Annotated in this window: 28 protein-coding genes; 13 read left to right on the top strand and 15 right to left on the bottom strand. The window is 68.7% G+C overall.

Translation table 11 applies throughout. From position 1 onward, the window contains the following. Position 1: 1 nt before the first annotated feature. Positions 2-436, bottom strand: a complete 435-nt coding sequence (locus tag AB0J46_RS46655; RefSeq protein ID WP_364342192.1) for a hypothetical protein — start codon at positions 434-436, stop codon at positions 2-4. Positions 437-453: 17 nt separating this feature from the next. Then, positions 454-963 carry a MarR family winged helix-turn-helix transcriptional regulator gene (locus AB0J46_RS46660; RefSeq protein ID WP_364342195.1) on the bottom strand — a complete coding sequence of 170 codons (510 nt, stop codon included), beginning with the start codon at positions 961-963 and terminating at the stop codon, positions 454-456. A gap of 190 nt (positions 964-1,153) precedes the next feature. Here AB0J46_RS46660 and AB0J46_RS46665 point away from each other — a divergent pair, with 190 nt between their 5' ends. Both AB0J46_RS46665 and AB0J46_RS46670 read left to right on the top strand, forming a co-directional pair. Further along, positions 1,154-1,288 carry a hypothetical protein gene (locus AB0J46_RS46665; RefSeq protein ID WP_364342198.1) on the top strand — a complete coding sequence of 45 codons (135 nt, stop codon included), beginning with the start codon at positions 1,154-1,156 and terminating at the stop codon, positions 1,286-1,288. Positions 1,289-1,864: 576 nt separating this feature from the next. Beyond that, positions 1,865-2,983 carry a hypothetical protein gene (locus AB0J46_RS46670; RefSeq protein WP_364342200.1) on the top strand — a complete coding sequence of 373 codons (1,119 nt, stop codon included), beginning with the start codon at positions 1,865-1,867 and terminating at the stop codon, positions 2,981-2,983. A 596-nt stretch (positions 2,984-3,579) separates the two neighbouring features. On the opposite strand, the gene AB0J46_RS46675 is transcribed toward AB0J46_RS46670, so the two are convergent. Further along, on the bottom strand, positions 3,580-3,954 hold the full coding sequence (locus AB0J46_RS46675) for a hypothetical protein (protein WP_364342203.1): 375 nt from the start codon (positions 3,952-3,954) through the stop codon (positions 3,580-3,582). A gap of 141 nt (positions 3,955-4,095) precedes the next feature. Beyond that, positions 4,096-4,401, bottom strand: a complete 306-nt coding sequence (locus AB0J46_RS46680; RefSeq protein ID WP_364342328.1) for a DUF1524 domain-containing protein — start codon at positions 4,399-4,401, stop codon at positions 4,096-4,098. Between the two features lie 141 nt (positions 4,402-4,542). Here AB0J46_RS46680 and AB0J46_RS46685 point away from each other — a divergent pair, with 141 nt between their 5' ends. The 4 genes from AB0J46_RS46685 (at position 4,543) to AB0J46_RS46700 (ending at position 9,101) form a co-directional block, all read left to right on the top strand. Beyond that, on the top strand, positions 4,543-5,718 hold the full coding sequence (locus AB0J46_RS46685; RefSeq protein ID WP_364342206.1) for a tyrosine-type recombinase/integrase: 1,176 nt from the start codon (positions 4,543-4,545) through the stop codon (positions 5,716-5,718). Next, on the top strand, positions 5,705-7,936 hold the full coding sequence (locus tag AB0J46_RS46690) for a site-specific integrase (protein WP_364342209.1): 2,232 nt from the start codon (positions 5,705-5,707) through the stop codon (positions 7,934-7,936). The genes AB0J46_RS46685 and AB0J46_RS46690 overlap by 14 nt, the downstream gene beginning before the upstream one ends. Next, on the top strand, positions 7,933-8,337 hold the full coding sequence (locus AB0J46_RS46695; RefSeq protein WP_364342212.1) for a DUF6262 family protein: 405 nt from the start codon (positions 7,933-7,935) through the stop codon (positions 8,335-8,337). Before AB0J46_RS46690 ends, AB0J46_RS46695 begins: the two co-directional genes overlap by 4 nt. Positions 8,338-8,570: 233 nt before the next feature. Beyond that, positions 8,571-9,101, top strand: a complete 531-nt coding sequence (locus AB0J46_RS46700; RefSeq protein ID WP_364342215.1) for an SMI1/KNR4 family protein — start codon at positions 8,571-8,573, stop codon at positions 9,099-9,101. A gap of 116 nt (positions 9,102-9,217) precedes the next feature. Here the strand turns inward: AB0J46_RS46700 and AB0J46_RS46705 are convergent, their stop codons facing one another. The 3 genes from AB0J46_RS46705 to AB0J46_RS46715 form a co-directional block, all read right to left on the bottom strand. Further along, positions 9,218-9,601, bottom strand: a complete 384-nt coding sequence (locus AB0J46_RS46705) for a hypothetical protein (protein WP_364342218.1) — start codon at positions 9,599-9,601, stop codon at positions 9,218-9,220. Between the two features lie 240 nt (positions 9,602-9,841). Then, positions 9,842-10,990 carry a pentapeptide repeat-containing protein gene (locus AB0J46_RS46710; protein WP_364342221.1) on the bottom strand — a complete coding sequence of 383 codons (1,149 nt, stop codon included), beginning with the start codon at positions 10,988-10,990 and terminating at the stop codon, positions 9,842-9,844. A 442-nt stretch (positions 10,991-11,432) separates the two neighbouring features. Further along, positions 11,433-11,996, bottom strand: a complete 564-nt coding sequence (locus AB0J46_RS46715; protein WP_364342223.1) for a recombinase family protein — start codon at positions 11,994-11,996, stop codon at positions 11,433-11,435. A gap of 274 nt (positions 11,997-12,270) precedes the next feature. On the opposite strand from AB0J46_RS46715, the gene AB0J46_RS46720 reads away from it, so the two are divergent. Further along, positions 12,271-12,618, top strand: a complete 348-nt coding sequence (locus AB0J46_RS46720; RefSeq protein ID WP_364342226.1) for a hypothetical protein — start codon at positions 12,271-12,273, stop codon at positions 12,616-12,618. A gap of 23 nt (positions 12,619-12,641) precedes the next feature. Here AB0J46_RS46720 and AB0J46_RS46725 read toward each other — a convergent pair whose 3' ends face one another. Together AB0J46_RS46725 and AB0J46_RS46730 are read right to left on the bottom strand one after the other, a co-directional pair. Beyond that, entirely contained in the window at positions 12,642-15,596 is a 2,955-nt protein-coding gene (locus AB0J46_RS46725; RefSeq protein ID WP_364342229.1) for a tetratricopeptide repeat protein, read from the bottom strand. Next, positions 15,593-16,009, bottom strand: coding sequence for a hypothetical protein (locus AB0J46_RS46730; RefSeq protein ID WP_364342232.1), 417 nt, complete (start codon positions 16,007-16,009; stop codon positions 15,593-15,595). The genes AB0J46_RS46725 and AB0J46_RS46730 overlap by 4 nt, the downstream gene beginning before the upstream one ends. 889 nt (positions 16,010-16,898) lie before the next feature. On the opposite strand from AB0J46_RS46730, the gene AB0J46_RS46735 reads away from it, so the two are divergent. Both AB0J46_RS46735 and AB0J46_RS46740 read left to right on the top strand, forming a co-directional pair. Continuing rightward, complete coding sequence (locus AB0J46_RS46735; RefSeq protein ID WP_364342235.1) at positions 16,899-17,090, top strand: hypothetical protein; 192 nt, start codon at positions 16,899-16,901, stop codon at positions 17,088-17,090. After that, on the top strand, positions 17,090-17,656 hold the full coding sequence (locus tag AB0J46_RS46740) for a hypothetical protein (protein ID WP_364342238.1): 567 nt from the start codon (positions 17,090-17,092) through the stop codon (positions 17,654-17,656). Before AB0J46_RS46735 ends, AB0J46_RS46740 begins: the two co-directional genes overlap by 1 nt. Before the next feature lie 338 nt (positions 17,657-17,994). Here the strand turns inward: AB0J46_RS46740 and AB0J46_RS46745 are convergent, their stop codons facing one another. The 5 genes from AB0J46_RS46745 to AB0J46_RS46765 all read right to left on the bottom strand — a co-directional run bounded on the left by AB0J46_RS46745 (position 17,995) and on the right by AB0J46_RS46765 (position 21,237). Beyond that, positions 17,995-19,419: an FG-GAP and VCBS repeat-containing protein gene (locus AB0J46_RS46745; RefSeq protein ID WP_364342241.1), complete on the bottom strand. Its 1,425-nt coding sequence runs from the start codon at positions 19,417-19,419 to the stop codon at positions 17,995-17,997. A gap of 123 nt (positions 19,420-19,542) precedes the next feature. After that, positions 19,543-19,962, bottom strand: coding sequence for a hypothetical protein (locus AB0J46_RS46750; RefSeq protein WP_364342244.1), 420 nt, complete (start codon positions 19,960-19,962; stop codon positions 19,543-19,545). A gap of 234 nt (positions 19,963-20,196) precedes the next feature. Beyond that, on the bottom strand, positions 20,197-20,367 hold the full coding sequence (locus tag AB0J46_RS46755; protein WP_364342247.1) for a hypothetical protein: 171 nt from the start codon (positions 20,365-20,367) through the stop codon (positions 20,197-20,199). Between the two features lie 161 nt (positions 20,368-20,528). Further along, positions 20,529-20,903 (bottom strand): STAS domain-containing protein, encoded by a 375-nt coding sequence (locus AB0J46_RS46760; protein ID WP_364342250.1) that lies wholly within the window; start codon positions 20,901-20,903, stop codon positions 20,529-20,531. A gap of 73 nt (positions 20,904-20,976) precedes the next feature. Then, complete coding sequence (locus tag AB0J46_RS46765) at positions 20,977-21,237, bottom strand: hypothetical protein (RefSeq protein WP_364342253.1); 261 nt, start codon at positions 21,235-21,237, stop codon at positions 20,977-20,979. A 340-nt stretch (positions 21,238-21,577) separates the two neighbouring features. Here AB0J46_RS46765 and AB0J46_RS46770 point away from each other — a divergent pair, with 340 nt between their 5' ends. After that, positions 21,578-22,801, top strand: coding sequence for a hypothetical protein (locus AB0J46_RS46770; protein ID WP_364342256.1), 1,224 nt, complete (start codon positions 21,578-21,580; stop codon positions 22,799-22,801). 41 nt (positions 22,802-22,842) lie between these two features. Continuing rightward, entirely contained in the window at positions 22,843-23,106 is a 264-nt protein-coding gene (locus AB0J46_RS46775) for a DUF1883 domain-containing protein (RefSeq protein ID WP_364342259.1), read from the top strand. Between the two features lie 210 nt (positions 23,107-23,316). Here the strand turns inward: AB0J46_RS46775 and AB0J46_RS46780 are convergent, their stop codons facing one another. After that, entirely contained in the window at positions 23,317-23,526 is a 210-nt protein-coding gene (locus AB0J46_RS46780; protein WP_364342262.1) for a hypothetical protein, read from the bottom strand. A gap of 310 nt (positions 23,527-23,836) precedes the next feature. On the opposite strand from AB0J46_RS46780, the gene AB0J46_RS46785 reads away from it, so the two are divergent. Continuing rightward, positions 23,837-24,202 (top strand): hypothetical protein, encoded by a 366-nt coding sequence (locus AB0J46_RS46785; protein WP_364342265.1) that lies wholly within the window; start codon positions 23,837-23,839, stop codon positions 24,200-24,202. A 292-nt stretch (positions 24,203-24,494) separates the two neighbouring features. Then, positions 24,495-26,380 (top strand): protein kinase (locus tag AB0J46_RS46790; RefSeq protein ID WP_364342268.1); only part of this gene is annotated, 1,886 nt, incomplete at its 3' end.

Below are 26,380 nucleotides of genomic sequence, written 5' to 3' on the forward strand. Positions count from 1 at the left end.
GTTATCTAGACAGTCCCGGCGGGCGGGGCCTGCGGCGTGGCCCCCACAGCAGGATCAGCGCGGCGAGCGCTAGGACGACGCCGGCCGGGTTCAGTGGCGTTTCGCCGGGGATCGTGAACAGTGTCACGATCCCGCCGATCACGTTGTACGCGAGCAGGACGGTCGCCACCACCCGCGCCCACCGCCGGTCGGCCGGAACCTTGACGGCGGCCAGGACGTACAGGGCCGCCAGGAGTACGTGCACGCCCAGCGATCCGGCGGCGGCCCCCTCGGCGGCGGCCCGGGTCGGGGCCAAGGCGCGGCCGGTGAAGCCTGACACGGTGTCCTGCCAGTTGAGCAGCAGCAGGACGGCGATGAGCGCCTGGAAGGCGGCCAGGGCGTACAGGCACCAGCCGGTCCAGCGAAGCAAGGCGGAAGAGCGCGTAATGTCGACCATGACGGCCTCCTCAAGGATCAGTCACCGGACTCGGCGGGTGGTGTGGCGGGTTGCGGCCGGAACCGCCAGCGCGGCACGCCTGCCGGCCGGACCTGGCGGCGCACAGCCGCCCCGCGTTCGGCCCAGTCGGCGGTCAGCCGGTGCATCAGGCGGGTCAGTGTGCGCAGGTCGTCCTCGTCCCAGTTGCTCACGACCTGCTCGAACGCGGCCAGCCCCGCGCTTTCCAACCGCTCCAGCTCCTTGCGCCCCGCCGCTGTCGCCTCGACCAGACAGGTACGCGCGTCCGTGGGATCCGGCTCCACGCTCACCTGGCCGGCGTCCTCCAGTGCCTGCACGTGACGGGTCACCGACGACGGCGCCATGTCCAGCCGCTCGCCGATCTCACTGGGCCGCAGGCGCCCGGAGGCCACGGCACGCAGCACGCCCACACGCGGCGCGTCGAACGCCCTGGCCATGCCGCGCTGCCCTTCGGTGATGAGGGCGAACGTGGCACGGTTGAGATCGCGCACCACTTTATTTCTTTCCATGAAGCAATGATACTTCCACTGGTCGCGGTCACTCTGGCCGATCAAGCCGGTTCAGCGCCGGACGCCTCCGCCAGCACCCTGGTCGATTGATCCGGGATCAACAACGGGTAGCACCGGAATACGGCACTCGCCGCCAGGACCAAGGCCGTCGCTGACTGGGCTCGGCACAGACGCGCCCAACGGAACCACGGTGGAGTTCCGTGTCCGCATCGAACGCGCCGGCGCCGGCCGCGAGATCGAGAACCATGCCTGCGCCACCTACGACAACACCCTCGGCAACGCGCCCACCTCCCCTCCACCTCCAACGCCACCACCACGCCGGTGAAGCGGGTCGTCGAGCTCGCGTTCATCGGCTCACCGACGGTTGCGCCCCTTGTCGGGGCACGTTCCTGCAGAGGCCTGGAACGTTGCATCTGGCTGCTTACCCGGCCAGATGCCTCACAAGGCTCAGCCCTTGATGAAGCGGCGGGTCATGTACCGGCGCACCGGCGGCAGGGGCACCAGCCGTAGCGGAAGCAAGCTCAGCCACAGCATCAGGAGGTTGGCCGGGACGTAGACGCGCCTTTGACGCGGCGGCCGAGCTCTGCATGCGTTCGGCCTCGGGCCGAATGGCGGCCTCCCACGCGGCCAAGGCGGCGAGGATGGCCTTCGGGGCGCGCGGCCCGTTCGGTGGCCAGCCGGGTCGGCACCGCCGACGGCCAGGGAGGCGCCGTACCCAGCGAACAGGGAGAGGCGCCAGACGGGCCCGTCGGGCGCGCCGCAGCACAGAACCGTTTGCGCATGTCGGACGAAAAGACTCGCCCAACCTCATGAAGAGCTCGCCGCCTCCCAGATTCTCAACTCCGATCTGCGGCTATAGCTCATAACGCTGCGCATCCATGGCATGGGGGAGGGAGATGGCATGAATCCGGCACTTCCTGGTGCAAGAACTGCCGCTGCATACCAAGGCATCCACGAAGGCGGTCTTCAGACGGACACCTTCTTCATCGGCCGCGATGGTGGACTGTACGTCGCCTGGATAGTCGGAACAGGCGCCTGGAACGCGCCCTTCCGCATCACCCCGGACAACATGGCACCACAGGGATGTGCGGTCGCCGCCGCAGGCCGGTCCATGGTTCCCTTTGCGCAGGACCCGTCAGGCGAGTCCGGCGAAGGCGCGTTCGGCATCCAGGGCGAGCTGGACGTGCTGTTCATGGGGAACAGGGGCGGCTTGCACGTCTCATCGGTGATCGGACTTGGCACTTGGAACCCACCGGCAGACATCGGGCCCGGCAACATAGCTCCTGCAGGAGCCGACGTCGCCGTCGCCCATCAGCTCCCCAACCAGCTCAACGCCTTCTTCGTCGGCAACGACGGCGGCATCTACGTGGCCTGGATCGTAGACGGCCCCGGCAACTGGTGGAACGGGCCGTTGCGGATCACTCCCCCCGGCGTGGCTCCGCCCGGTGGCCGGATCATCGCCGCGAAGCAGACGCATGACCAGTTGAACGTCTTCTTCGTCGCCAACGACGGCAGGCTCAACGTCTCCTGGGTCACCGGCATCGGTAGCTGGCAAGGCCCCATCGCCATCACGCCGAGTGTCGCTCCACCCGGAGCAGCGCTGACAGCCGCCCAGCAGACGTCCCAGCAGTTGAACGTCTTCTTCGTCGACAACGACGGCAAGCTCAATGTCTCCTGGGTCGTCGGCGTTGGCGCCTGGCAAGGCCCCATCGCCATCACGCCGAGCATCGCTACCCCTGGCGCCGGCGTCGCCGCCGCCATGCAGACCACCAACCAGCTGGACGCTTTCGTGGTCGACCGCGACGGCAGGCTCTGCGTCTCATGGGTGGTCGGCGTCGGAGCCTGGGCAGGCCCCGTCGGGGTCACCGAACCTGGGCACGCTCCACCAGGCAGCACACCTGTGACGTGGTACCAGAGCAACGAGCAATTGGATGTCTTCGTCAACGGCAACGAGCGCTGGGTGTCGTGGGTGAGTACCGGAGGCGGCAACTGGAACGGACCCTACGGGCTGCCAAGCTGAGACAGCGCCCATAGGCGGCGTCGTTTTATGGCGGCTGCCTGCTCGGCGCCTTCGAGCGCCTGACGGGTGTCGGTCTCGCGGCTGCTCGGCGCAGGCCCGGACCGAGCCACACGGCCTCAACGCCGCACGTGACTCGCTCCTGGAGAGTGCGCAACTCGACGGCGGCCGTCCTATCGATTCGCTTGGCTTCAGTCCGGCCCCAGCCGCGTTCACCTAGGCCAACCGTAGGTGGGCGTCGGCGCACTTGCACGGCCGCCTCGCGGGGATGTGCCATGTCGGCCTCGGCCTGGCCCTCGGTGTCCGTGAAAGGCTCTGATGGACGCGGGCTGGAGCGATCAGGTCATGGGACTGCCCGGGTCGCCGTCCTCGAGCGCCCGGTACAGCATCGACCTGCCGACGGCGAGCTCGCCGGCGATCTGGGTGACCGACTACCCACGCCCGGCCCGCGCCGCAGCGAGCACGTCGCCAGTGACCACGGCCGGGCGACCACCAACCCGGTCGACGGCGCGCGCAGCGTCCAGGCCCTCCAGAATGCGCGACGCCGCGCGTCGCGCATTCTGGAGGGCCTGGGACCGCCGTGTCAGGCAGTCAAAAGGTCAGTCGCACGGTCCGCGTCGTGCGGCGCGGACGACGAAGCCGAAGTCGTCGGTGACCTGTCCTGGGGCCAGCTCTTGGCGGTCGCCGCCGTAACCGAACCAGTTGTAGAAGCACCAGGAGTCGCCGCTGTAGTTGGCCGCCCGGACGATGCGCGGGACGATGTCGGCCTCGTCGTCGTAGAGGACTCTGAGGTTGTCGTCCACGTCGTAGGCGCAGATGCCCAGCAGGGGCGGGCATGGGAAGTCGGCCGCGGCTGGTTGAGCGTTCGCGGCGGCCGGCTGTGCGATGCCGGCGGCCAAGGCGAGGGCCAGGGCGCCGGCCAGTGCGCCGGTCAGGGGCGCGATGGTGGCCAGAGGACGGCGGGCGATGTTCATGCTGGTGACCTCCTCAGGTCATAGGGGAAGACGTTCAGCCTCAGGGACGGGACCGGCGGCCGGCCTCGGGCGCGCCGGTGCGAGCAGCGGCCCGGGGAGGGCCGGGGAGAACGGTGGCGAGGCAGCCGGAGCCGGCAGGAGTCAGCGGGCAGGCGGCGGTGCGGGCAGCGGCGCGTTCGGGCACTGGGCGGCGACGGAGGTCAACTCCTGCTTCTCCCGCTCGTCGACGGTCAGGCTCCACCGGCGTTTGACCGCGGTCCACTCGGCGATGTAGCGGCAGCGGACGGCCTCGATCGGCAGCCAGTCGGCGGGGTCCTTGTCGGCCTTCTGCCGGTTGGAGCGGGCGGTGACGGCGACCAGGTGCTCGGGGGCGTCGAGGTAGTTGGCGTATGCCTCGCGCTGGGCCGCGTCCCACGTCGAGGCGCCCGAATCCCACGCCTCAGCCAGCGGAACGAGATGTTATCTGCACGTTGTTAGTGATGACGCTGACATCTGTGACAGAGGGTGGTCAGCCGTGTCCTTCATGTGGGCGGTGCGTTATCCGATACAGCGGTGGGGTGCCGCTGACAGGGATGACGGAGGGGTGCCATGGCCGGTACGCAGCGGGTGGCGACGAGAGAGGGTGTCACGTGGACGGTTCTTGGTGACGACTTCCGCGTGGCCGAACCCGTGGAGCAGTATCTGGAGTACCTGAGATCTACTGACTGCTCACCCAATACAGTCAAGACGTACGCCCGCGGGCTCGCTCTGTGGTGGTCGTTCCTGGAGCAAAGGTCCCAGTCCTGGGATGAGATCGGGGTGACGGACCTCGGCACGTTCGTCGGCCAGTTGCGACGAGGCGATGTCGGGGAGGACGTTGTGGCGCTCAGACCGCACAAGCGTGCGGCGGACGCAACAGTAGCGGCGCGGATGAGGGCGGTTCTCGGGCTCTACCGGTACCACGCGGCGCGTGGCGTCGAGGTCGCGGGCCGCCTCTACGAGACGGTGCGGACCCGCCCGGGTAGCTATCTGCCGTTCCTGGAGCACGTGGCCCGGCAGAGCGGCCGCCGTTCGAGCGTCGTCAAGGTCCGGGTGCGGGCGAAACCGGTACCCGTGCTGCTACCCGGCCAAATGGCGGCGATCCGGGAGGCGGAGGCGTCCTGGAAATCCTCGGACGGGACCTGGGTCGGCGAGCTGCGCTATCGGCTGCTGTGGACCCTGCTGGAGGAGACCGGGCTCCGGCTCGGTGAGGCGCTCGGCCTGCGCCACCGCGACTGGAAGACCGGCACGGGCACGACAGCCCAGGTCGAGGTCGTGAATCGTGAGGACCACCCGCACGGGCTGCGGGCGAAGAGCGGCTACCGGCGCGTCTTCGTCGGCTCCGCCCTGGACCGCCTGTACGGGGATTGGGTGTGGGCGCTGTGTGAGGCCGGTGCGGACGTCGAACTCGACGACTGGGACGACGCGTACATCTTCTGCAACCTGCACCGGGGCCGTCGATTCGCCCCGCTCAGGCCCGAGAGTGTCTACAAGCATCTGGATGCCGTCAAGCGGAGGGTTCCCGGCCTTCCGGAGCGATTGACCCCGCACTGGTATCGGCACACGCACGCCACCGCGCTGCTGCTGGCCGGGGTTCCCATGCACGTGGTGAGCCGGAGGCTCGGGCATGCCGACGTCCAGACCACGATCAACACCTACGCCCATGTCACGGAGGACGCCGAGCTGAGGGCGTGTGCCGACTGGGAGAGGATCACGAAGGCGTGGGGAGCCGATGATGAGCGTTGACCCGGTGCAGCGGGCGTCCCTCGCCCGCCCGGAGTTGCCCAGAGCGCGGGAACGCAATCGTCGCGACAAGCGGGACCCTCGGCTTTCGATCGCCGACCTGTTCAGCGAGGAACGGGCGAGGCAGCTCTGGGAGAGTCTTCCGGAGGCCCACCGTCGGGATCACTTCGACTCCGCCAACATGCCCGTGGACTACGGGGAAGCATTCACGAGGCGGACGATCAACAAAAGTCGGGGCTGGGTCACGCAGTCCCTGAGCCTGCGCGGGCTGCCGGAACCGATGCTGTGGGAGCTGGCCTGGTGCATCCACCAGCAGGTCGTCGATGGGTACAGCGTCAACACCCTGCGCTTGGGGGAGTTGCGGCGTGGGCTGGTCCTCGCGGTCGCGCACGGCACTCCGGCGGCGCAGGCGGCACGTTCGCTCACGGCTCTGACACACGAGGAATGGGGCAGGGAGGTCCGCGGCGCGTTGATGCGCACGAACACCACCGCCAACGCCTACCTGCCGGCATGGGTCGAGAACGGGCTCAAGCACCTGCAAGACCGTCTCGCCCACGCGTACCACGGTGGCGAGTGGTGGCGCCTGAACGTCTGGAACCCGGCGTTGGACGGGCGCATCCCCCAGCGTGAGCACGAGCCGCAGGGCCGCACAGTTGCCAACTTCAGCCAACTGACCACGGACTGGTTCCGCGAGGCCGCGAAGTGGTGGCTGTCGGTTCAGCTCTCGACGGAGCGGTACGTGTGGTCGTCGGTGAAGAGCCGGCTGGACCATCTCAAGTGGCTCCAGTGGTACATCGACGAGGCGGGTTGCGCCGGTCCCCAACTCGTGGACTCGCCGGAGAAGCTGAGGCCGTGGCTACTCGGGTTCGTGGAGTCACTCAACAGCCACACCGCGATGACCGGTCCGAACAAGGGAGGCAGACTCTCCGGGAACAGCCGGCGAGGTCCACTGGTGACCATCGAGGCCTTCTACCGCTGGATGTACGACAACCGTGCCGAGGCGGCCTCGGTTCTCCGAGACCGGCGCTGGGCCGGTCTCGGCCTGCAGCACACGGTGCTGTTCCGGCTCGAGGACAAGCCTCGACTCACCAATCAACTCGCTGACGACCTGGCCCTCGAGGACGAGGTCATCAGCAGGATCGCGGCAGGCTCCGGCGTGCTCGCGGCCCCCAAGGACGAAGACGGCCTCGATGACAGACAGGCCTTCCACGCACTGATGCTGTTGCTCCGCACCGGCCGGCGCATGAACGAGGTCCTGATGATGGACTTCGAACCGCTGCTGCCGCTGCTGAAGACGAGGAGGGAAGACGGCAAAGAGCCGGACGGCTTCGTGGCGCAGCTCAGCTATCAGCAGACGAAGATCACCGGCAACGATCCGCCGACGATCCCCGTCGACCAGGAGATCGTCGACATTGTCCGCCTCCAGCAGCAGTGGGCTCGTGAATTCATCGCATCCCACGGCGCTCCGGAGGGAACGAACCCGCGCTACCTGTTCCTGCAGACCAAGAACAACCGGCTGGGACTGCGGCCCTACGCCTCGGCGACGTTCCACAAACGACTCGCCACGCTCACGGAGAAACTGGCCATCAACGACAGCGTCGGCCGCGCGGTCAAGATTTCCAGGACACACACCTTCCGGCACACCCGGGCGACCGACCTGATCAACGCCGGCGTCCCCATCCACGTCGTTATGCGCTATCTGGGCCACGTCACCCCGACCATGACCATGCACTACGCCAAGACCCTTGCCGTCACCGCCGAGCGCGAGTTCCTCCGCTACAAGAAGGTGACCGCCGACGGCCGGACCGCCGAGGTGGACCCCAGCGACCTCTACGACATGCTCCACCTCGACCAACGGGCCGACCGAGTGCTGCCGAACGGCTGGTGCATGCTGCCGCCCCGCCAGGTCTGTGCCAAGGGAAACGCCTGCCTGACCTGTGACAAGTTCGTCACCGACGCCAGCCACCGCGACGAGCTCCAACAGCAGCTCGTGCAGACGGACAGCCTCATCTCCCGCCGCCAAGCTCAGTTCACCGCCCGCCACGGCGAGCCGATGGGCGAGGACAACATCTGGCTCGCCGGCCGACTCACCGAGACCCGAGCCCTGACCAAGGTCCTGGTCGCCCTGGACCAGGTCGCCGTCCACGAGGACGGCCGCCTCCGCGCCGTCCGCGGCGCAGGCTCGCCCGACCGCCCCCAACTACAGGAGCCCACCGCATGACCGCCCTGCCCGAACACCTCCGCCGGGCCACCCGCGCGCGGACCGAGGAAGCGGGCAAGCGCGCCCGCGCCGCCCTCGCCGAGCTGGCCAAGGCAGGCAAGTCCATCAGCTTCACCGCCGTGGCCCGCCGGGCCGGAGTGAGCACCGACTTCCTCTACCGCAGCCCAGAACTCCGTACCCGGATTGAACGGCACCGCGCCAAGGCGGGGCCAACTCCGACGAGGTCGGCAGGCTCTTCCGATGGCCGGTCAACTTCAGCCGCCGTGCGGGCACTGAGCGCACGCCTCACACGTCAGCAGCAGGAACACCGGGCAGCAGTTGAGAGCCTTCGGAAGGCCTTGCAAGTAGCTCAGGGGGAGAACCTGGAGCTACGAAGGCGCTTGGCCCGCTACGAGGCCTGACGTACCGAGAAACCTCACGCTCTGGTACACAGCGCATGAGGTCAAGCCGTCAAGCCAGCCTGATTGTGGGCGACCGCGTCAGTGAGACCGTTGGATTGGGCCAGGTCGGCTCGCAGTCTTGTTGATCATCGAAGGGGTAGGCGTACCGGATGTGGTGGAAGCGACGCCGCGAAGCGAACTCAGCCGTACCGTCGCAGGCAGAGCGGTGGCTGGCAGCCTGGAACGAACCCGGCATGCTGACTGCGGCGCAGCGGGTCCGTGCGGTCGTCGATGCCATCACGGACGGCACGACAGCCCGCCCCGAGCAGCTTCAGAGGCTGTCGGCCGAGGCTGTACTGGAGATCGAGCATGATCAGCAGGCTCCGATGGCAGATGCCTACCGAGAGTTCCTGTCCCTGATAGGCGGTGGGGCCGGGCGCTTCATGCGCGGGGAAGACGTGTACCACCCCCGTGCTCTCGGACTGGGAGAGTCTGCCCGCGAGCTACTGGAGGAGAACGACTCGCCCTTCCGCTTCGATCCGACCGACCGCGTCTTCACCATGCATCAGGGCTACCAGTTCGAGTTCACGCGAGGCACCGGGCCCGACCCCGAGGTCTGGTCGTACTCGGAGGGCATGAACGGCGACATTCCCGTGCGCAGCCATGCCTCCTTCACTGACTGGCTCCGTGCGACTGCCGAAGCGGAAATGCCTGTCTGGAAACGTCACGCGGCGACAGTCCGCGAGGAGATCAACGCCGATGGCAGTATCACCGAGTACTGGTAGCCAAGCGCGGGGCAGCCGCTCACAAGTCAGATGTCAGGAGCGGTGGCCACTTGAGCTTCACGACGAGCCCTGTGGGCACCATGCCGTCGACGGCTGGGCCTTGGCTTTTGCCGCTCTCAGCTCGCTGTAGGTGCAGATACGAGATGATCAACATCCAGTTTCGTCGCGTCTGTCACGATTTGATCGTCGTAGTACGAGTACCAGACGCCCCCGGCAAGGGCGCACCTCGGGCCGACCTCGGGAGGGTCGATGGCCTCGGCGATCAGCACCTCGTAGCGGGCCGAGCAGCCGTCCCCGTCGGCGTCAACCCAGTGCTTGAAGCTGGTGCGCTTGTAGCCTTCCCGGTTCTCGGTGGCGACGGTCAGGTCGGCGACGGCCGCCCGCAGCAGGGGCGGGGGCACGGCTTGGCGGGTCGCCTTCGCCTGGGCGGGTCCGGCGCCGGCGAGAGAGGTGGCCAGTAGTGCCAGCGCGAGTACCGCGTGGCGCAGGGGGAGACGCATGACCCTCCAGAATCTTAACTGTCTGTAATTGACTTTATACAGAAAGTAGTTATAGGAGGTGAAGGAGTCGCTGCCGTAGCGGTAAGAGCCCCCTTCCTCGACGAGAGTTCTTCAGCGAGGTGAGCCCGAGGGGCGATGCGAGGTGCAGGCTGGTTTCGGCTCGAACATGACGGATAGTCAGGCTCGATAACGATCAGCAGCACGTTTCTCAGGTCGTGGTGCTCGATATCGGCCCTTATGTCAACCCGCCGACCCTGCCTGGCCCTCCGCCGTCTGACCGCCGCCGTCCCCCGCCGCCACCACGCGCAGCGTCTGCCAGCCGTCCTCCGTCTCCTCCACCCGCCAGCACGGCGGCCACACCCGCCGCGCGCCCGCGGCCACCGGCGCGACCCGCACACCGGTCACCTGCGCCGCCTCCAGCCCTGACGCCCTGCCGAACATGGCGTCGCCGGAGAAGGTCGCCTCGTCGAACCTGGCGGCGCTGGTGAAAGTCGCCCCGCCAAACCAGGCTGTGTGAGAGAAGGTCGCCTCGCCGAATGCGGTGTTACCGGTGAAGGTAGCCCCATCGAACCCGGCCAAGCCCTTGAAGGCCACCTTGCCGAACCTGGCGGCGCTGGTGAAGATCGCCCCGTCGAACCCGGCCGTGCCGGTGAAGGCCGCCTTGCCGAACCGGGCATCGCCGGAGAAGGTCGCCTCGCCGAACCAGGCGGCGCTGGCGAAGGTCGCCCCGTCGAACCCGGCCGTGCCGGTGAAGGCCGCCTTGCCGAACCGGGCATCGCCGGAGAAGGTCACCTTGCCGAACCAGGCGTCGCTGGCGAAGGCCGCGTTACCGAACCAGGCGTCGCCGGTGAAGGTCGCCCTGTCGAACATGGCGTCGCCGGTGAAGGTCGCCTTGCCGAACTGGGCGTCGCCGGTGAAGGTCGCCTTGCCGAACACGGCGGTGCCCATGCGGCAGCGGTAGAGATCGAAGTCGATGAGGACGGCTCCGGTGAGGTCAAGTCGGATGTCTGGCCAGTGGCGCGGGTTGCGGTCGGGGCGGCGAGAGGGCCACCAGTGGCGTGGTGCAGGGGGGTCGTCGTAGCGCAGGTGGGCGGTGAGGATGCGCTGGGCGGTCAGCCGAACCTGGCGTTCCTCCTGTGGATCGCGGCCAGTCGCCGGGGTGGGGACGCCGGCGACGGCGGCGCGCGGCACGGCGGTCCCGGCCGGATCGGCCCCGTCCGGCGGCGGCGTGTAGGGCATGCGCAGGTAGGAGCAGATCACGTCCACGATCGTCTGCTGGAGCGCCGGGGTGTCCTGGGCGAGGCGCTCCAGCGCATACAGGCCTGCCAGGCGGACCGGGGCCTGGGCGTTGCCGAGCTGCTCGGCGGCCTTGGTGTAGAGCTCGGTCACCCGGCGCTCGGCGGCGTCGTGCGTGGTGTGCGCGGTAGCCAGCTCCTGGTGCCGCTGACGGCGTACAAGCCAGCAGGAGCGTCACCGCGGCGCCGACGCCAGCACCGGCCGCCAGCGCGGTACGGACGGCCTCGATCCGGGCGGAGATCCGCTCGGGAACGGGCAGCGTGCCCAGATCCTGCAACAGCCAGGCGCTGACGCCCCAGACCGCCGCACCGACCAGCAGCGCCGCAGGAAGAGCCCACCACCACATCGAACGCGGCGGCCGCAGCGCGGGAGGAGGGGCGGATGGGCGGGGAGAGCGCCGGAAAGGATCCACGTACTCGATTCCGGTCCTGGCGGCACACCGTTACGAGGTGTGGGTCAGCTCCCCATCGGACCTCTTTGACCTGAGGTAACGCCCGCTACTTGGGCCCTTCGCACGACTGAGCGAAGGGCCAGCCTACGACTCTTTGGCGTCGGTGAGGGTCTTGTGGACGACGCCGACCGAGACGCCGACGCCGGCGGCGATGGTGCGGATGGATTCACCGCGCCCGCGGCGGGCGAGGATCGCGGCGCGCTTGTCGTCGTCGACCACCGGGGGGCGGCCGCCGACCCGGCCGCGGCGGCGGGCCGCCTCCAGGCCGTTCTTGGTCTTGCGGACGATGTCACGGCGCCGGTCCTCCGACAGGGCCAGGGCCAGGTCGAGGATCAGGGAGCGCTCGGTGTGCTCGCCGGCCGCGATGCCCTCCAGCACCTTGACCGCGATGCCGCGCTGGAACAGATCGTTGAGGACGATGAGCCCTTCCAGGAGGTTGCGGCCGAGCCGGTCGACCTCCTGGACGGTCAGCATGTCCCCGTGGCGAATGTAGGACAGCGCCTCCAGCAGGACGGGCCGATCGTCGGTGGCGAGCTTGCCGCTGATCTTCTCCTCGAACACCTTCAGGCAGATCGGGTCGAGGGCGTCGTGCTGGCGTTGGGTCTTCTGCTTGTCGGTGCTGACTCGGACCAGGCCGATGAGCGCCACGGGTACCGCCTTCCGTTCATCAAACGTCGCGCGTGAAGAATCTGAACAGTAACAGGTTCCGGCAGAAAATGAACGGCCAAATGAACACCCGGAACGGACACAGCGCCCCACGCCCCCGCCTCACCGGCCCATCCGGCGCGCGTTCGGCAAACGGTCGTTAGATGAACCCGCCAGACTCGATTACGGAAGGTCGTCTGCGTCCGGATCCACCGCGCAGATCTGTCGGGCGGCATCCAGCGCGGCCCTTCCTACCTGTCCGCCTTAGCCCCTCGCGATGCGCTTCTGCCGATTCCGGCCGACACCCCCCGGCGGCCGCCTCATCTTCCACGTCTTCGCCGCCCTGGCCGAGTTCATCCGCGAGCTCATCGTCGCCGACACCCGCGACGGACTGGCCGCCGCCCAAAGCCCGCGGCCGCACCGGCGGCCGCCCAACCGTCATCACCCCGAACTGCTGCGCGCCGCCCGCGACATGCTGCCCAACCCGGCCAACTCGATCACCTCGATCGCCAAGCTGCTCGGCGTATCATTGGGGACGCTGTACAACCACAGTCTGGACCTGCGGCAACTGCGCGACAGCGGGCAAACCCGAGAGCTCACCAGCGATCAGAGATCACCAGCTTAGAAAGATCACATCTGAGAAACGGGTTATCCGAGCGCCGACAGGTTGGCCCGCACCATCTTCGTCAAAGGATGATCGGCGCCCAGCACCCGCTCGCAGTCGGCCAGCGTCTGCTCATACAAGGGGATGGCCCGGCCCAGATCCCCCGCCGCCCGATAGACGTAGGCCAGGTTGTTGCGAGAGGTCAGCGTGTCGGGGTGGTCGGCGCCCAGCACCCGCTCCCGGTCGGCCAGCGTCCGCTCCAACAAGGGGATGGCCCGGCCCAGATCCCCCGCCGACTCGTAGGCGCCGGCCAAGTTGTTACGGGAGGTCAGCGTGGAGGGGTGGTCGGCGCCCAGCACCCGCTCCCGGTCGGCCAGCGTCCGCTCGTGCAAGGGGATGGCCCGGCCCAGATCCCCTATCGCCCGATAGACGTAGGCCAGGTTGTTACGAGAGGTCAGCGTGTCGGGGTGGCCGGCGCCCAGCACCCGCTCCCGGTCGGCCAGCGTCTGCTCATACAAGGGGATGGCCCGGCCCAGATCCCCTATCGCCCGATAGACGTAGGCCAGGTTGTTGCGGGAGGTCAGCGTGTCGGGGTGGTCGGCGCCCAGCACCCGCTCCCGGTCGGCCAGCGTCCGCTCGTGCAAGGGGATGGCCCGGCCCAGATCCCCTGCCGACTCGTAGGCGTAGGCCAGGTTGTTACGGGAGGTCAGCGTGTCGGGGTGGTCGGCGCCCAGCACCCGCTCCTGGTCGGCCAGCGTCTGCTCGTGCAAGGGGATGGCCCGGCCCAGATCCCCTATCGCCTCGTAGGCGTAGGCCAGGTTGTTACGGGAGGTCAGCGTGGAGGGGTGGCCGGCGCCCAGCACCCGCTCCCGGTCGGCTAGCGTCTGCTCATACAAGGGGATGGCCCGGCCCAGATCCCCTGCCGACTCGTAGGCGCAGGCCAGGTTGTTACGGGAGGTCAGCGTGGAGGGGTGGTCGGCGCCCAGCACCCGCTCCCGGTCGGCCAGCGTCCGCTCGAACAAGGGGATGGCCCGGCCCAGATCCCCTATCGCCTCGTAGGCGCAGGCCAGGTTGTTACGAGAGGTCAGCGTGTCGGGGTGGCCGGCGCCCAGCACCCGCTCCCGGTCGGCCAGCGTCTGCTCGTGCAAGGGGATGGCCCGGCCCAGATTCCCTGCCGACTCGTAGGCGCCGGCCAGGTTGTTACGAGAGGTCAGCGTGTCGGGGTGGTCGGCGCCCAGCACCCGCTCCTGGTCGGCCAGCGTCCGCTCGAACAAGGGGATGGCCCGGCCCAGATCCCCCGCCGCCCGATAGACGTAGGCCAGGTTGTTACGGGAGGTCAGCGTGTCGGGGTGGCCGGCGCCCAGCACCCGCTCCCGGTCGGCCAGCGTCCGCTCCAACAAGGGGATGGCCCGGCCCAGATCCCCCGCCGACTCATAGGCGCCGGCCAGGTTGTTGCGAGAGATCAGCGTGTCGGGGTGGTCGACGCCCAACATCCGCTCGTTCGCTGTGCATGCCTGTTCGAAGCAAGCGATCGCGTGGCCGATGGCACCCTGATCGTCCAAGAAGAGCCCTGCCTGGTTGATCAAGCGGACGGTGTCGGCGGTCTCGGTGCCGGGGGATATGCGGTCGGTCAGGGCGGTGATGTGCGGTAGGAGTGCTCGCCAGGTCGGCCAGCCGATGGGGTCTCCTGCCGAATGCGGGAGAGCGTCGTTGAGCAGGCTGGTGGCTTGATCGCGGGCGGTGTCGATCGCGGCCGCCTGTCGGTGCGGATCACCGGGATCGGAGGTGCGGGCGACGGCCTGGACCAGCCGGTGCACGGTCACCGTTTCGGAACTGAGGATGATCATGTTGTAGGCCGCCAGCTCGCCCAGGGCGTGCTGCACGTCCAGAGCCTCGGCGGCCAGGCCGTCCAGCAGGGGACGGAGGATCGGCTCGGCGCCGTACCAAGCCAGGACACGCAACACCTGGCCGGCCAGCGGGACGCCGGTCAGCTGGTCAAGGGTCAAGCGCCAGATACGAGCGATGGTCCGCTCGGCGTCGGCGCCGCGTGCGGTCCGGTCGTACATCACTGCCGGCTGGTCGCGCAGCAGGTTCAAGTAGGCACGTGGGGTCAGCCGGGTCTGGTGCAGGTAGGCGCCCGCCTGCTCGATCGCCAGTGGCAGATGTCCCAGCTCGCGCACCAGGTCCACCCCCCCATCCAATGCCACAGGCAGGTCTTCCCGATCGAGGGTGGCCTGGAGGAGGTCGCGGGACAGGCTGGGAGTGGTGAGCCGGGCCAGCAACTCGATCGCTTCCCGCTCACTCAGCACGTCCAGACGCAGCACGTGGGCATCCAGATGGCGCCAGCCTTCGCCCAGACGGCTGGTCACCAGCACCTGTCCTGCCAACGTGCGCTCGAGCAACGGCCGCACATCGACGGGGTCGACGACGTTGTCCAGCACCAGAAGCCACCCGTCATGGGCGGCCAGCCACGCGGTGGCCCGCTCAGCCAGCGTCTCCAGCGGCAACACCGTGGCCAGCTCCGGCTGCAACGCCGTCGCCAAGCCCGCCAGTCCGGCCTCCACCGCAGGGCCCGAATCGGCAGTGATCCACCACACCGGATTCAGCCCTTTGCCGGCTTCCCCGATCTGCCCGCACGCGGGACGCCTGGCGACCTGCGCAAGCGCGTAGTGTGCCGCCAGCGTGGACTTGCCCACCCCGCCCAGCCCATGCACCGCGGCTACCACCACCTCACCACCGCCCCGCAACGCCGCCGCCAGCGCGGCCAGTTCATCGCCGCGCCCGACGAACATGCGCGTGTGCCGGGGCAGATTCACCAACCGCGGCGGCGCGACCACCTCAGTGACCGGCCTCAGCACCGCCTCGGGCAGCACCGTCTCGTTGATGAACTGGTCATGCGCGGCCTGGTACGCCCGGGCATGTCCGGAAGCGGTGGCCTCCATCCGGATCTGCGGTTGCCGGTGCTCGGGCTCGTCCGGCCACGCCGGGGATAAGGTCACCGCTCGTGGATGGTCTGGTCGTGGCCGGCCTGGTAGACGCGGCCGTGACCGCTGGCCTTCGCCTTCATCACCAGTGAGCCGATCCGCTCCTGATCGGCCGGCTCCAGCGCCGGGGTGAGCACTTCGTCCAGCACCCGCTGCAGCTCGCCCGCCAGCGACGGATCAGCGCGCAGCAACTGCTGCAGCCGGACCTGCCAGGACCCGGCCAGCGCCTGCTCGGTGTCGGCATCGCCGTCGCGGCGGGCCTCGAGCACCTGCTCGCGCACCTCGACCAGCTCCGCCTCGACGAATTCGGCCTGCTCGGGGCGGACCTTGCGCCACAGCGCCACCGCGCCATCACGGGCCGACTGCCAGGCGTCAGTGGCCATGGCGGTCACCAGCGCGGTGCCGGCGGCTAAAACGATCGGATCCACGCTGATCCCCTCTCGCCGACGATGTACAGAATCTCACCGTAGAACCAGCCACAGCCGGCGGCCAGCCACCGCCGGATTCTCAGATAGCACTGTGGCGAGCATGATCATCTCCGCGAGCAGGCTGGGTGCCCATCCAGCTGGCTCCTTACGATGGGCCAAGAAAGAGCGTCCCGAAAACGACCGTTTTCAGGACGGCGAGAATCCCGGGGCGAAAAGCGGAGCTTGGCCCGTTCCCCGACTGCCGCTCTGCCCATCGAGCGGTAACCAGCTCGCGCTGTGGAGGGGCTGGACACCATTCCGCTGAATGGGAAGCCCAACAGGCTCGCCTGCTCACTCTCTCGGCGGCCCTTCGCCAGCCGGGTGCCGCATCAAAGCAGACTTCCAGGCGGCGGCTGCGAATCAGTGGCGGGATGAGTCAAGCGTGCGGGCGCGGCCATAGGGCCGGTCATGACGAGGGGCTCGCTGTTGGCGCAGCGAGCCCCAAATGTCGAGGTGTTCCGTGGTCGAGGCGGATTCCCCGGACGCACGCAGCGTATGCAACGTGTCGTGCAACTTGCATCGCAAGGACTCTGGGTTCCTCCAGCGCTCCATGCGCCTTCTATTGAAGCCGGACAAAAGGGATGGTGGGAACCTGCACCGCACTTTCGCACGGGGCCGTACTGCCCCGAGCAAGGCCGAACGCTTCCGAACATCTCCGAACACCGCCAAACGGTCGTACCGGCACGCCTGCCGGCCCTCCCGCACTTCCTCAAATCGGCAGCACCGGCGTCGGTTAAAAATGGATTCAACGCCCCTTTGATCTCGGCCGGTTGGCGTCGGTCCGGGATCGCCAACCCTCGGGGCGCGTTCCGTGGTCGACCTTCTTAGTGAAGACAGGTGGTAGTACCCAATGTTCTCGATCCGCTTCCGCTCCCCCCGCGTGGGGATCGCCATCCTCATCATCGTGATCATCTTCACGGTGGCACTGCTCTTCCTCGGCTACCCGCCCGAAACCGTCCTGCTCTTGGTGGCTGGCACCACCAGCGTGGCCGTCACCACCACCCAGAGCCTGGCCTCGCACTCCCCGGCCAAGGAGTCCTGATGGCCCTGATGGGACGCGCGTCCAGCAACGCCATCCAGGCCGTCCAGCAGCTTCAGGAACTGCTCAACGACAACGCCCAGATCACCATCGAACTCCCCCCGCAGGGCTTCGGCGTGCTGGCTCCCAAACCCACCAAATTGATCGTCACTCCGACACCCCCGCCGAAGCCCGGCCCCGCCGACCGGCCCGGCGGCGCCATCGCCGACCTGAAGGGCTTCAACGATCTGAAGCCCGATCCGCTCACCGCACGCACCCCCATGCAGTTCGTCGAGCTGATGAAGGACTATCGGATCTGGGCCGGCGAGCCCAGCTACCGCGAACTGGTCCGCCGCTCTGGCAAGGCCTTCGGTGCTAGCAGCCTGTGCGAGGCGCTGAACTCACCCCGGCTCCCGCCGGAGAAACTGGTCCGTGCCTTCATCTGGGCATGCTCAAACTCCGAGTCCGATGTCCAGGTGTGGGTGACCGCCTGGCGCCAGCTGCGCATGCGCCACAAGCGCACCCAGGGCGAGCCGATCGCCCCGGTCGCCAAGCTGCACACCCCTGACCAGCGCCGCAAGACCGGGTAGCCGGGTAACCGACCTACCTGGCTCTGCCGAGACGATCCCCAAAGGGCCGTCGCTGTCAGCGGCGGCCCTTTGGCGTTGATGGGCCTCGGTAGGCCCCGACGACCGTCGATCCGAGCACGGCCTTGCGTGGGGACGCCACGCAGCCACGCGAGCCCAGGACCGGACGGCTACGACCGGCCATCGCGCCGCTGTTCAGCGGGTGACCGGGCACAAACGACCACACGGATCTGCCTGATGGACAGCGACGAGTCCCAGGCGTACCTCGACCAGGAGGCCTACGAGCCCGCCTGCGGTCTCGCGGCGCGATGATCGGGCCGCAGGCGGCCGTGTCGGGTGGGTCAGTGCAGCAGGGTGTAACCGAACCGGCCGACCTCGGTGAGCCCCACTGATGCGGCATGGACGACCTGGCCGGCGGAGGGGACGCCGGTGGCGGTGCCGGGCAGGACGGCCAGCATTCCCTGGCCGCTGTTCTTGCCGGGCGCGCCCGCCACGAGCTCGCCCTTGCCGTCGCCGGTCAAGTCGATGATCGAGACTGACGCGCCGAAGGTGTCGTCGGCAACCGACTGTTCGCTGACGGGGTCGGCGGTGGGTGCGCTGCCGGGGGACGCGATGCCGTCCTGGGTGATGAGCTGCGTGCGGGACACGACCGGTCCGGTCGGTGAGCCGGGGATGAGGGCGACCGCGCCCGCCCGGTCCAGGCCCGACACCTTGGCGTGGGGGAGGCCGATGGCGATCTCGGCCGCGCCGTCACCATTGAAGTCGCCGGTGGCCAGGCTCGGGATGCGGCTGGAGATGCTGGGCGAGAGCGGGGTCAGCCAGCTCAGGTCACGGGAGGTGAAGCCGACCCCGTACATGCCGCCGCCGTACTTGTCGCCGTACCAGACGTCGATGGTGCCGGTGCTCGGCGTGATCATCACCAGGTCGCGGTAGCCGTCGCCGTTCACGTCGCCGAGCGTCACCTTGGAGTCGTATTGCGGGCAGGCGAGCTTGGTTGTCCCCGGTGCGGCCTGGCACGCCTGCGGGCTGCCCATCACGAGCGGGTCCGGGGAGGGGTTGCGGATGTCGCCGCTGTACCACAGGTACGGGCCGGTGCCGTTGGAGTTGTCCGAGCCCACCCACATCATCTCCAGCCGGCCGTCGCCGTGGATGTCGCCGATGGCCGCCGACCGGGCCGACAGGGCGCGGGTGGGGCTCAACCGGCTGGTCTCGAAGGGGCCGCCGTTGTACCAGCCGCCAAGCCCCTGCACGTAGCCCGCCCGGTACATCCCCACGATGTCGGGACGCAGGTCGCCATGGTCGGCCAGGCCGAAGACCAGCGACTCCATGTCGCTGACGCCGGTCTCGATCTGGCGGGTGGTGTCATTGCCGCTGGTCCAGGAGTGGATCTGGCGCGATCGGTAGCCGCTGGAAATCAGGTCGGTCTTGCCGTTGCCGTCGGTATCGGCCGCGGCCATGCTCGCGCCCCATCCGGAACAAGGGGTGTTGATCGAGTAGAGCATGCATCCGGGCTCGGGCCGCAGGTGGGAGCGTCCGGTGAAGCCGTCCGGGCCGCCGTACAGGACGGTGATCTGGCCCGTGTTGCTGGTGCCTGAGGCGGCCGGGTAGGAGGGCATGCCGACGGCCAGGTCGTTGTAGCCGTCGCCGTTGAAGTCGCTGTTGTAGGCGATCGGAGCGGCCGCGGCGGCCGCCGGGGTGGTGATGGAGGCGAGCGTCGTGGTCAGCGCGAGCAGCGCCGCCGACCAGGCGATCTTGTTCACGTGCATAGCGGCATGATCGGAGCCGCGACTTGCGGACTGGTTGGATGCGGATGGTCATATCGGCCCCGGCTCACCGAGGAGGGAATCGAAGTCTGCCGATCGGCCTGCCTCTACCGGCGAGTAGGGCGTTCAAGCATCGGGAGCACGGTCCGGCAGGGTGTAGCGAGGGCGGCCGCAGCCAGTGCTGGTCCGGTGCTCGGCCCACATGTCCACATCGCCCGGACCGTCGTCGTCGTGCTCCGGGTCGCCGGCCGCCCGCTGTGCCTGCACCGCTGCGGCGTGGAGCTCGCCGGCGAAGTCACGCAGCGCGGCCACGCAGTTGTAGGGGTTGCGCGTCGCGGGGCTTCCCTCGCCGGGTTTGGTGGCCTTGACCGCGTCCCATATGGCGTCCGCGTACACCCACAGCGCCTCCCGGGCGTGCGCCTGGCGGGCCCGATCGACCGGGTCCAGCTGCACCAGCATCGCTGCGTCCAGCTCGGCCAGATCGTCGGCCAGATCAATCAGGTTGTGCTGGTGGCTGGAGTCCCAGGCATCGCTGTCGGTCGTCACGCCGCCACGGTACGCCGCCGTTCAGGACATGGCCAGGAGCCTCAGATCGACACCGCAGCTGACGGCAGCTCGAATGTCATGTCCCCGCGCCGGCTACCGCATGTCGGCGGGGACCTCTGTGGTACGACGGGCGTCGACACCAGGGACGAGGGCCACGCCGGTGCCTGCTCTTTCGGCAACGCGGCGCCCCGTACATCACAGATGCAAAGGTGCCTCACCCTCGACTCGGTGGTCTCAGGCGGCGTCGCCGCCCTGCCTCTTCTCCTCCTGATCCTCGTTCTTGTCGGCTCGCGACTGCGCCTCGCGGTCCAGGCCGTCTCGGGCGCTGGGGCTGTCGGGCTTCGTGGCGGCCGCGGACTGCACGCGGGCAGCCGCCTCCTTGTCCCATGGGGTGTGTTTGCTCATGCGGCCACATCTACCGGTCGACGGCCCAGTGCCAGGGCAGGCCAAGGCAACCGCTCCGTCAAGGTGGCCGACGGGGTACGCAGCCGCGCAGCGGGCGTCGCCTTGGTGCCTGTGAGCGCACCGCGGCCGCGGCGCCCGGGCGGAGCCCCATACCTACATGGTCACAGCCTTTCGTCACGTGGATTAGCGGCCTTCAGGGCCGCGAGGATGGCCTGTTCCACGCTGCGGTGCACGGTCAGCACAGGCCTGGCGCCGGTGGTGTCCAGCAGGCGGTCGGGTGATTCTTGCAGGGCGGTCAGGTGGAGGTCACCGCCGTGCCGTCGGGTCAGGGCACGGACGTTGAGCAGCACGCGCAGGCCGGACTGCGCCATGAACGGCACCTCGCTCAGATCGAGCACCACCTGGTCGCCCGGCCGACAGCGCGCACGGGTGATGAAGGCGTCCAGCCGGTCAGCGTTGACGGCCTCCAGGTCTCCGGCCACCGAGATCACGGTGACGCCGGGCATCTGCTGGCAGGCGAACGTAGGCGGGGTCATCGGCGAGCTCATCGCGGCTCCCGGGCAGCTAGCGAATCTTCCGGGACGGGAACGAGTGGGGGCGGCCATGAGATCAGTCCCGCGCGCGTGCCAGGAACGTCATGACAGCCAAGGCAAGGCCGACGAAGCCAGCGAACCCGGCCGCTCCGGCCAGCACGGCCAGCGGCGCGGGGGTGCCTCCCAGCCAGGCGAGGCCGCCGCCGGCGAAGGCGACAAAGAGACCAGCGGTGACGATCACTGCCACCCACAGTCCCCGGTTGTTGTTCATGATGTTCCTCACGACGTTGTGAAGGGGGAAGTCGTCGGGCACGCAGGCCCGGCGTGCGACGCTCACGATGCACGGCCTCGACGTGCCGTCACCAGCGGCTCAAACGGTGTCGAACGATGTCGGTGCGGTCCGCTCGACATGGTGGCGACCTGAACCCCGCCCCCGTCCAGGGCCCTCAGGCGTTCGACCTCGTTCGGACTCCTTCGGGGTTCGTCGAGGTCCACCGGGACACGCCGTGTGGGCTGGCCTGCAAGAAGGCGAGCCGTACCGAACAAAGTCGAATGTGTGATCGGCGCGCGGCTTGCCCCGTATCGGTGGCAACATGACTGCCGTCACGATTCGTTGATCCCCCTCCCTCACGGCGTGACTACCCCCCCATCCGGTGATCACGAATCGATCACGAACGATGACCAACGAGCAGAGCGCTGCCCACCGCGCTTTCATCGCCCAGCTCAATGAGCTGCGGGAACAGGCCGGCAGCCCGGCCCTGGCCCACCTGCGCATGCTGTCTCGCAACCCGCTGCCCAACGGCAGCAAGGGCCGCGAACTGGCCGCCAGCACCACCCAGGAGATCCTCAGCGGCAAACGACGTCGCCTGCCCGCATGGATCTGGGTGGCCTCCTACGTCTCGGCCTGCCATCAGGCGGCCCAGGAAGGAAACTTGAATCTCGGCCCGATGGACCTGGAGACCTGGAGAACCCGCTTGCTCCACGCCCGACGCGGCGACCAGCCGGCGAGCGCCTCACCGGGCCGATCAGCTGTCCTTCCTGCCACGGCCGGCCCTGCCACGATGTTGTCGGCCGATCATCTGACCGCCGAAGAGGTGATCCAGTGCTACCGCGACGTCCACGGCCGCATCGCCGCCCGCCTGGCCCGCACGGCTCTGGACGGTGACGCTGAGGCGTGTTTTCACCTGGCGCTGTTCACCCTGCTGCGCGGCTGGGGGCACGACGGCATGGACTGGCTCCGCCGTGCCGCCGATGCCGGACACGAAGCCGCCCTAGCGCTGCAGAGCGCCCCGGACCCGCGCACGCAGGCCGCCGACGTCGCCTACCGGCACGGCTGCGCCCTGGAGGCAGGCGGTGCCACCAGGGCCAGCATCGCCCGCTGCTTCTACCGGCTCGCCGCCGAGATCGGCCATCCCGAGGCCATCGCGAAGATCACCAGCCAGGCCGTATCGCCGCCGGCCATACCTTCGGCTGCCTCAGCCTCCGATACCGAGCACCCTCCGCGCTTACTGGACGACGTCTGCGCCGACCACTTCTCCTGCCGGCTCGGCATGCCCTGGCCACCTCCATCAGGCCTGAGCGAACCGGTCCCGGAGCAGCCGAGCACTACCAGCGCACCAGCCGTCTCCAGCAGGCTGACGCGAGATCCCGACACGGCACACCCCGGGCATTGGCCGGCGTGGCAGTCCATGATGGACCTTGCCGGAGCCATCAGCACGGCGGCGCACGCCCAAGTCGTGGGGGAAGAGCAGACCGGCGCCACATTTGTCCCCGCCGGCGATGACATCACCGGCTCTTACGAGGTCCCTTCGACGTGGCTCTTGGATGCTCAGCAGCACCCGGTCACCGACTGGCCGGACGGTCCGCTCTTGTGGGAGGAGCCCCCCATGCCTTGGAGATGAGCGGGCTTCCCGCGCGGTGCGTGGCCAGCTACTAATGGTGTGTGCGGCATCTGTACTGGGACCTTGGAGAAACCGGGGCCGGCGCCTGCTTCGAGGTGGACTGGCGCGGGTCAACCGCCCGGGTCTGCCTGATGGACAGCGAGGAATACCAGGCGTACCTCGATGAGGATGCCTACGAGTACCACGGCGGGTTCTTCGACTACAGCCCCCTCACCTTGCAGGTGCCCTACGACGACTACTGGTATCTGATCGTCGACAGCTACGACCGGGTCAAGAACGTCACCGTCGTCCAGCTCTTCGACTGACCGGCGGGCCTGACCGGGAGCCTCTAGACCTAGAGGCCGACCCCTCTAGGTCTAGAGGCTCCCCTAGAGCCGAAAACGCGCCCTGACCAGGCATCTAGAGGCTAGCCGCTGTTCCAGCGGGACCGGTCGTCATCCGGCAACGCCGGGTCTGCGCAGGTCGTCGCGGGCGCGGGCGTGGGTCTGTCCGCGAAGCCCGCGACTGCTGGAGGATTAGACCTCGTCCTCTGCCTCGGCAGCGTTCAGCATGGCCATCACCTCGTCCATGTGAGCCAGCCCGACGGCGAAGATCGCGTCGTGGATGCTGGTCTTGAGCCATTCCCTCCCGGTGGTCACGGCGATATGGATCCGTGCGTTCTCGGCTGTGGCGGCGGTCTTGTCGCTGACGAGCAGGCGGGGGACTGCGGGCCGCTTGGGTGCCATGGTCCAACTCCTCATGCCGATTCCCAGTGGAGGGGCTCGCGGGCGTTGAGGCCGTCCCCGCACGCCAGCATGCTCATGTTCCCGGAGAGGCAGGGCGGGAGTCAGCCGAAGCCCGGAGCAGCCGTCGATCTCCCTTGGGCGCTGCCTGGCGGGCGGCGGCCGGGACCGGCCGAAGAGCCGCACGCCCGGCCGGCCGATCCGCCAGGCAGCGCCCGGCGCGGCTCGCGTCGGGCGCTCTTGATGCCCCTCGGTAAGACCACTTCGGCAAACTGTCCCCGACTTCTGCCTTGGGCCCGGATACCGTCGGCCCGTGGAGACCTCCAAGCCTTCCCCTGCGGCAGATGAGCCTCAGGGTGACCGTGAAGTCGGCGACATGCTCTACCAGTTCGCTGCGCAGGCCATCGGCAGCCTCGATCTTGAGCAGACCACGGCGGCCGACCTGGCCGCGCAGACACCAGTTGAACGGGTTGCCGCCGCACAACTGCTGATGTTGCAGGCGATCTACCGCGAGCTTCGCCATGGTCACGACCTCGCAGCAGCACAGGCGTCAGCCCTGGCCGCGCACACCGAAGGGCTGACCGAAGCGCTGACCGACCACGCCGACACCATGGACAAGATGCGCTCTGAGATGTCGGGCCACGCCGACGCCCTTGACCGATTCCGCCGCCGCATGTAGCTCGGCGCCAGACCCCGAGCATCCCAGATGCAACGGTGCATCGTCACCAGGCGATGTACGTTGCCCTCGTCCTCCTGGTCCTCGTTCTCATCGACCAGGTCGTCGCGCGCTGGCGCTGTTGGGGTGCCACGGAATCCGCCAGAAACGGGCCGCGGGGTGACACAGCTGCTGGTCAGCGTTATGCGAGTGCTGTGTAGGCGGCGGAGTCGCCGAGGTGGCCAAGACGCCGGCTTGCGCTCTTGCCCGTAGTTTGGTCTGGATCATAGAGGGGTGGCGGGATGGGGGTGTTGTGGTGAGAGTGCTGTCGGGACGGTATGAGCTGCTGGAGCCGTTGGGGCGCGGCGGTATGGGGGTGGTGTACCGGGCGCGTGACCGGGAGCTGGAGCGGATCGTGGCGGTCAAGGTGCTGCCCGCGCAGATGCTGCGCGATGAGGACTTCCGGGCCCGGTTCCGCCGGGAGGCGCGGGCGGCGGCGGGCTTGTCGCATCCCCACATCGCGACCGTCTACGACGTCGGTGAGGACATCGGTGACGGGGATCCGGTTCCGTATCTGGTGATGGAGCTGTTGGAGGGCGGGACACTGGCCGATCTGCTGCGCCAGGCGCCGCCGGCCCCGGACGAGGCCGGGCGGATCGTGGTGGCGGTCCTGGAGGCGTTGGAGCACAGTCACGGTCGGGAGGTGGTGCACCGCGACATCAAGCCCGCCAACATCATGGTCCACCGCGCCGGCGGCCGGGTGCGGGTGAAGGTGATGGACTTCGGGATCGCCAAGCTCATGTCAGAGACGGCCACCCGGTTGACCGCCACCGGGATGCGGATCGGCACCCCGTCCTACATGTCGCCCGAGCAGGCCGACGGCAAGCCCGCCGACGCCCGCTCCGATCTGTACTCCACCGGATGCGTGTTGTATGAGCTGCTCACCGGTCGGCCGCCCTTCACCGGGGACTCACCTGCCGTCGTGCTCTTCCAGCACCTGCACAAGACCCCGCTGCCGCCCTCGCAACTGAGCCCGGCCTTGGCCCCCTTCTGGGACCAGGTTCTGGCGACCGCGCTGGCCAAGGATCCCCGACAGCGCCACCGGGATGCCGCGGCGATGCGACAGGCCATCGAAACCGGCTTAGCCGCCCCCACCGCCCAGGCGCCTCCGCCAGCCCGGCCCCCCGCGTCCGCACCAGCTACTCGGCTTCACGCCCCCCCACCTACCGAACCGGCGCCCACCGAACCAGCACCCCACGCGTCGGCCCTGCACACACCCGGCTCTCCCGATCTCGGGGCTCGGTCCGCGCCTGCATCTGCACCGCGAGAGCAGGTCGCTGCCGCGCCGCACCGGGTCCTGTCCCGCCGCCGCCTGCTCACCGGGCTGGGCGTCGCAGGTCTGGCCGCCTCCCTGCCGGCCGCCTACTACACCTTCACCCGCGCCTACTACGCCTTCACCCGGGAAGAGACCGCCACCCTCCGCGGCCAGCCCCTCGCCGGCCACACCGGCCGCGGCGTCTTCGCGGTGGCGTTCAGCCCGGACGGCAAGATCCTGGCCGCTGACGATGGCGACACCGTGCTGTTGTGGGACGTGGCCACCCGCGCCCTCCTCGGCACGCCTCTCACCGGCCACACCGACAGCATCTTTTCGGTGGCGTTCAGCCCGGACGGCAAACTCCTGGCCGCCGGCAGCTTTGACAACACCGTGCGGTTGTGGGACGTGACCACCAACACCCCCGTCGGCCGCCCCCTCGCCAACCGCAACGACCCGACGGGCGCCGTCTCCGTGGTGGCGTTCAGTCCGGACGGCAAGATCCTGGCCGCCGACGATGACGACACCGTACGGTTGTGGGACGTGGCTACCCGCACCCCCGTCGGCCGCCCCCTCGCCAACCGCAACGACCCGACGGGCGTCGTCTCCGCGGTGGCGTTCAGTCCGGACGGCAAGATCCTGGCCGCCGACGATGACGACACCGTACGGTTGTGGGACGTGGCCACCCGCACCCCCATCGGCCGCCCCCTCACCGGCCACACCGACAACGTCAACTCGGTGGCGTTCAGCCCGGACGGCAAACTCCTGGCCACCGGCAGCAGTGACCACACCGCGCGGTTGTGGGACGTGGCCACCCGCACCCCCATCGGCCGCCCCCTCACCGGCCACACCGACAACGTCAACTCGGTGGCGTTCAGCCCGGACGGCAA

It is taken from the genome of Nonomuraea sp. NPDC049758, from assembly GCF_040674635.1.
Taxonomy (GTDB): Bacteria; Actinomycetota; Actinomycetes; order Streptosporangiales; family Streptosporangiaceae; genus Nonomuraea.

Coding starts and splice junctions, on each gene's coding strand:
- AB0J46_RS46655 (WP_364342192.1), bottom strand. CDS start 436: ATGGTCGACATTACGCGCTCTTCCGCCTTGCTTCGCTGGACCGGCTGG.
- AB0J46_RS46660 (WP_364342195.1), bottom strand. CDS start 963: ATGGAAAGAAATAAAGTGGTGCGCGATCTCAACCGTGCCACGTTCGCC.
- AB0J46_RS46670 (WP_364342200.1), top strand. CDS start 1,865: ATGAATCCGGCACTTCCTGGTGCAAGAACTGCCGCTGCATACCAAGGC.
- AB0J46_RS46675 (WP_364342203.1), bottom strand. CDS start 3,954: ATGAACATCGCCCGCCGTCCTCTGGCCACCATCGCGCCCCTGACCGGC.
- AB0J46_RS46685 (WP_364342206.1), top strand. CDS start 4,543: ATGGCCGGTACGCAGCGGGTGGCGACGAGAGAGGGTGTCACGTGGACG.
- AB0J46_RS46690 (WP_364342209.1), top strand. CDS start 5,705: ATGATGAGCGTTGACCCGGTGCAGCGGGCGTCCCTCGCCCGCCCGGAG.
- AB0J46_RS46695 (WP_364342212.1), top strand. CDS start 7,933: ATGACCGCCCTGCCCGAACACCTCCGCCGGGCCACCCGCGCGCGGACC.
- AB0J46_RS46700 (WP_364342215.1), top strand. CDS start 8,571: ATGCTGACTGCGGCGCAGCGGGTCCGTGCGGTCGTCGATGCCATCACG.
- AB0J46_RS46705 (WP_364342218.1), bottom strand. CDS start 9,601: ATGCGTCTCCCCCTGCGCCACGCGGTACTCGCGCTGGCACTACTGGCC.
- AB0J46_RS46720 (WP_364342226.1), top strand. CDS start 12,271: ATGCGCTTCTGCCGATTCCGGCCGACACCCCCCGGCGGCCGCCTCATC.
- AB0J46_RS46735 (WP_364342235.1), top strand. CDS start 16,899: ATGTTCTCGATCCGCTTCCGCTCCCCCCGCGTGGGGATCGCCATCCTC.
- AB0J46_RS46740 (WP_364342238.1), top strand. CDS start 17,090: ATGGCCCTGATGGGACGCGCGTCCAGCAACGCCATCCAGGCCGTCCAG.
- AB0J46_RS46745 (WP_364342241.1), bottom strand. CDS start 19,419: ATGCACGTGAACAAGATCGCCTGGTCGGCGGCGCTGCTCGCGCTGACC.
- AB0J46_RS46755 (WP_364342247.1), bottom strand. CDS start 20,367: ATGAGCAAACACACCCCATGGGACAAGGAGGCGGCTGCCCGCGTGCAG.
- AB0J46_RS46760 (WP_364342250.1), bottom strand. CDS start 20,903: ATGACCCCGCCTACGTTCGCCTGCCAGCAGATGCCCGGCGTCACCGTG.
- AB0J46_RS46770 (WP_364342256.1), top strand. CDS start 21,578: ATGACCAACGAGCAGAGCGCTGCCCACCGCGCTTTCATCGCCCAGCTC.
- AB0J46_RS46780 (WP_364342262.1), bottom strand. CDS start 23,526: ATGGCACCCAAGCGGCCCGCAGTCCCCCGCCTGCTCGTCAGCGACAAG.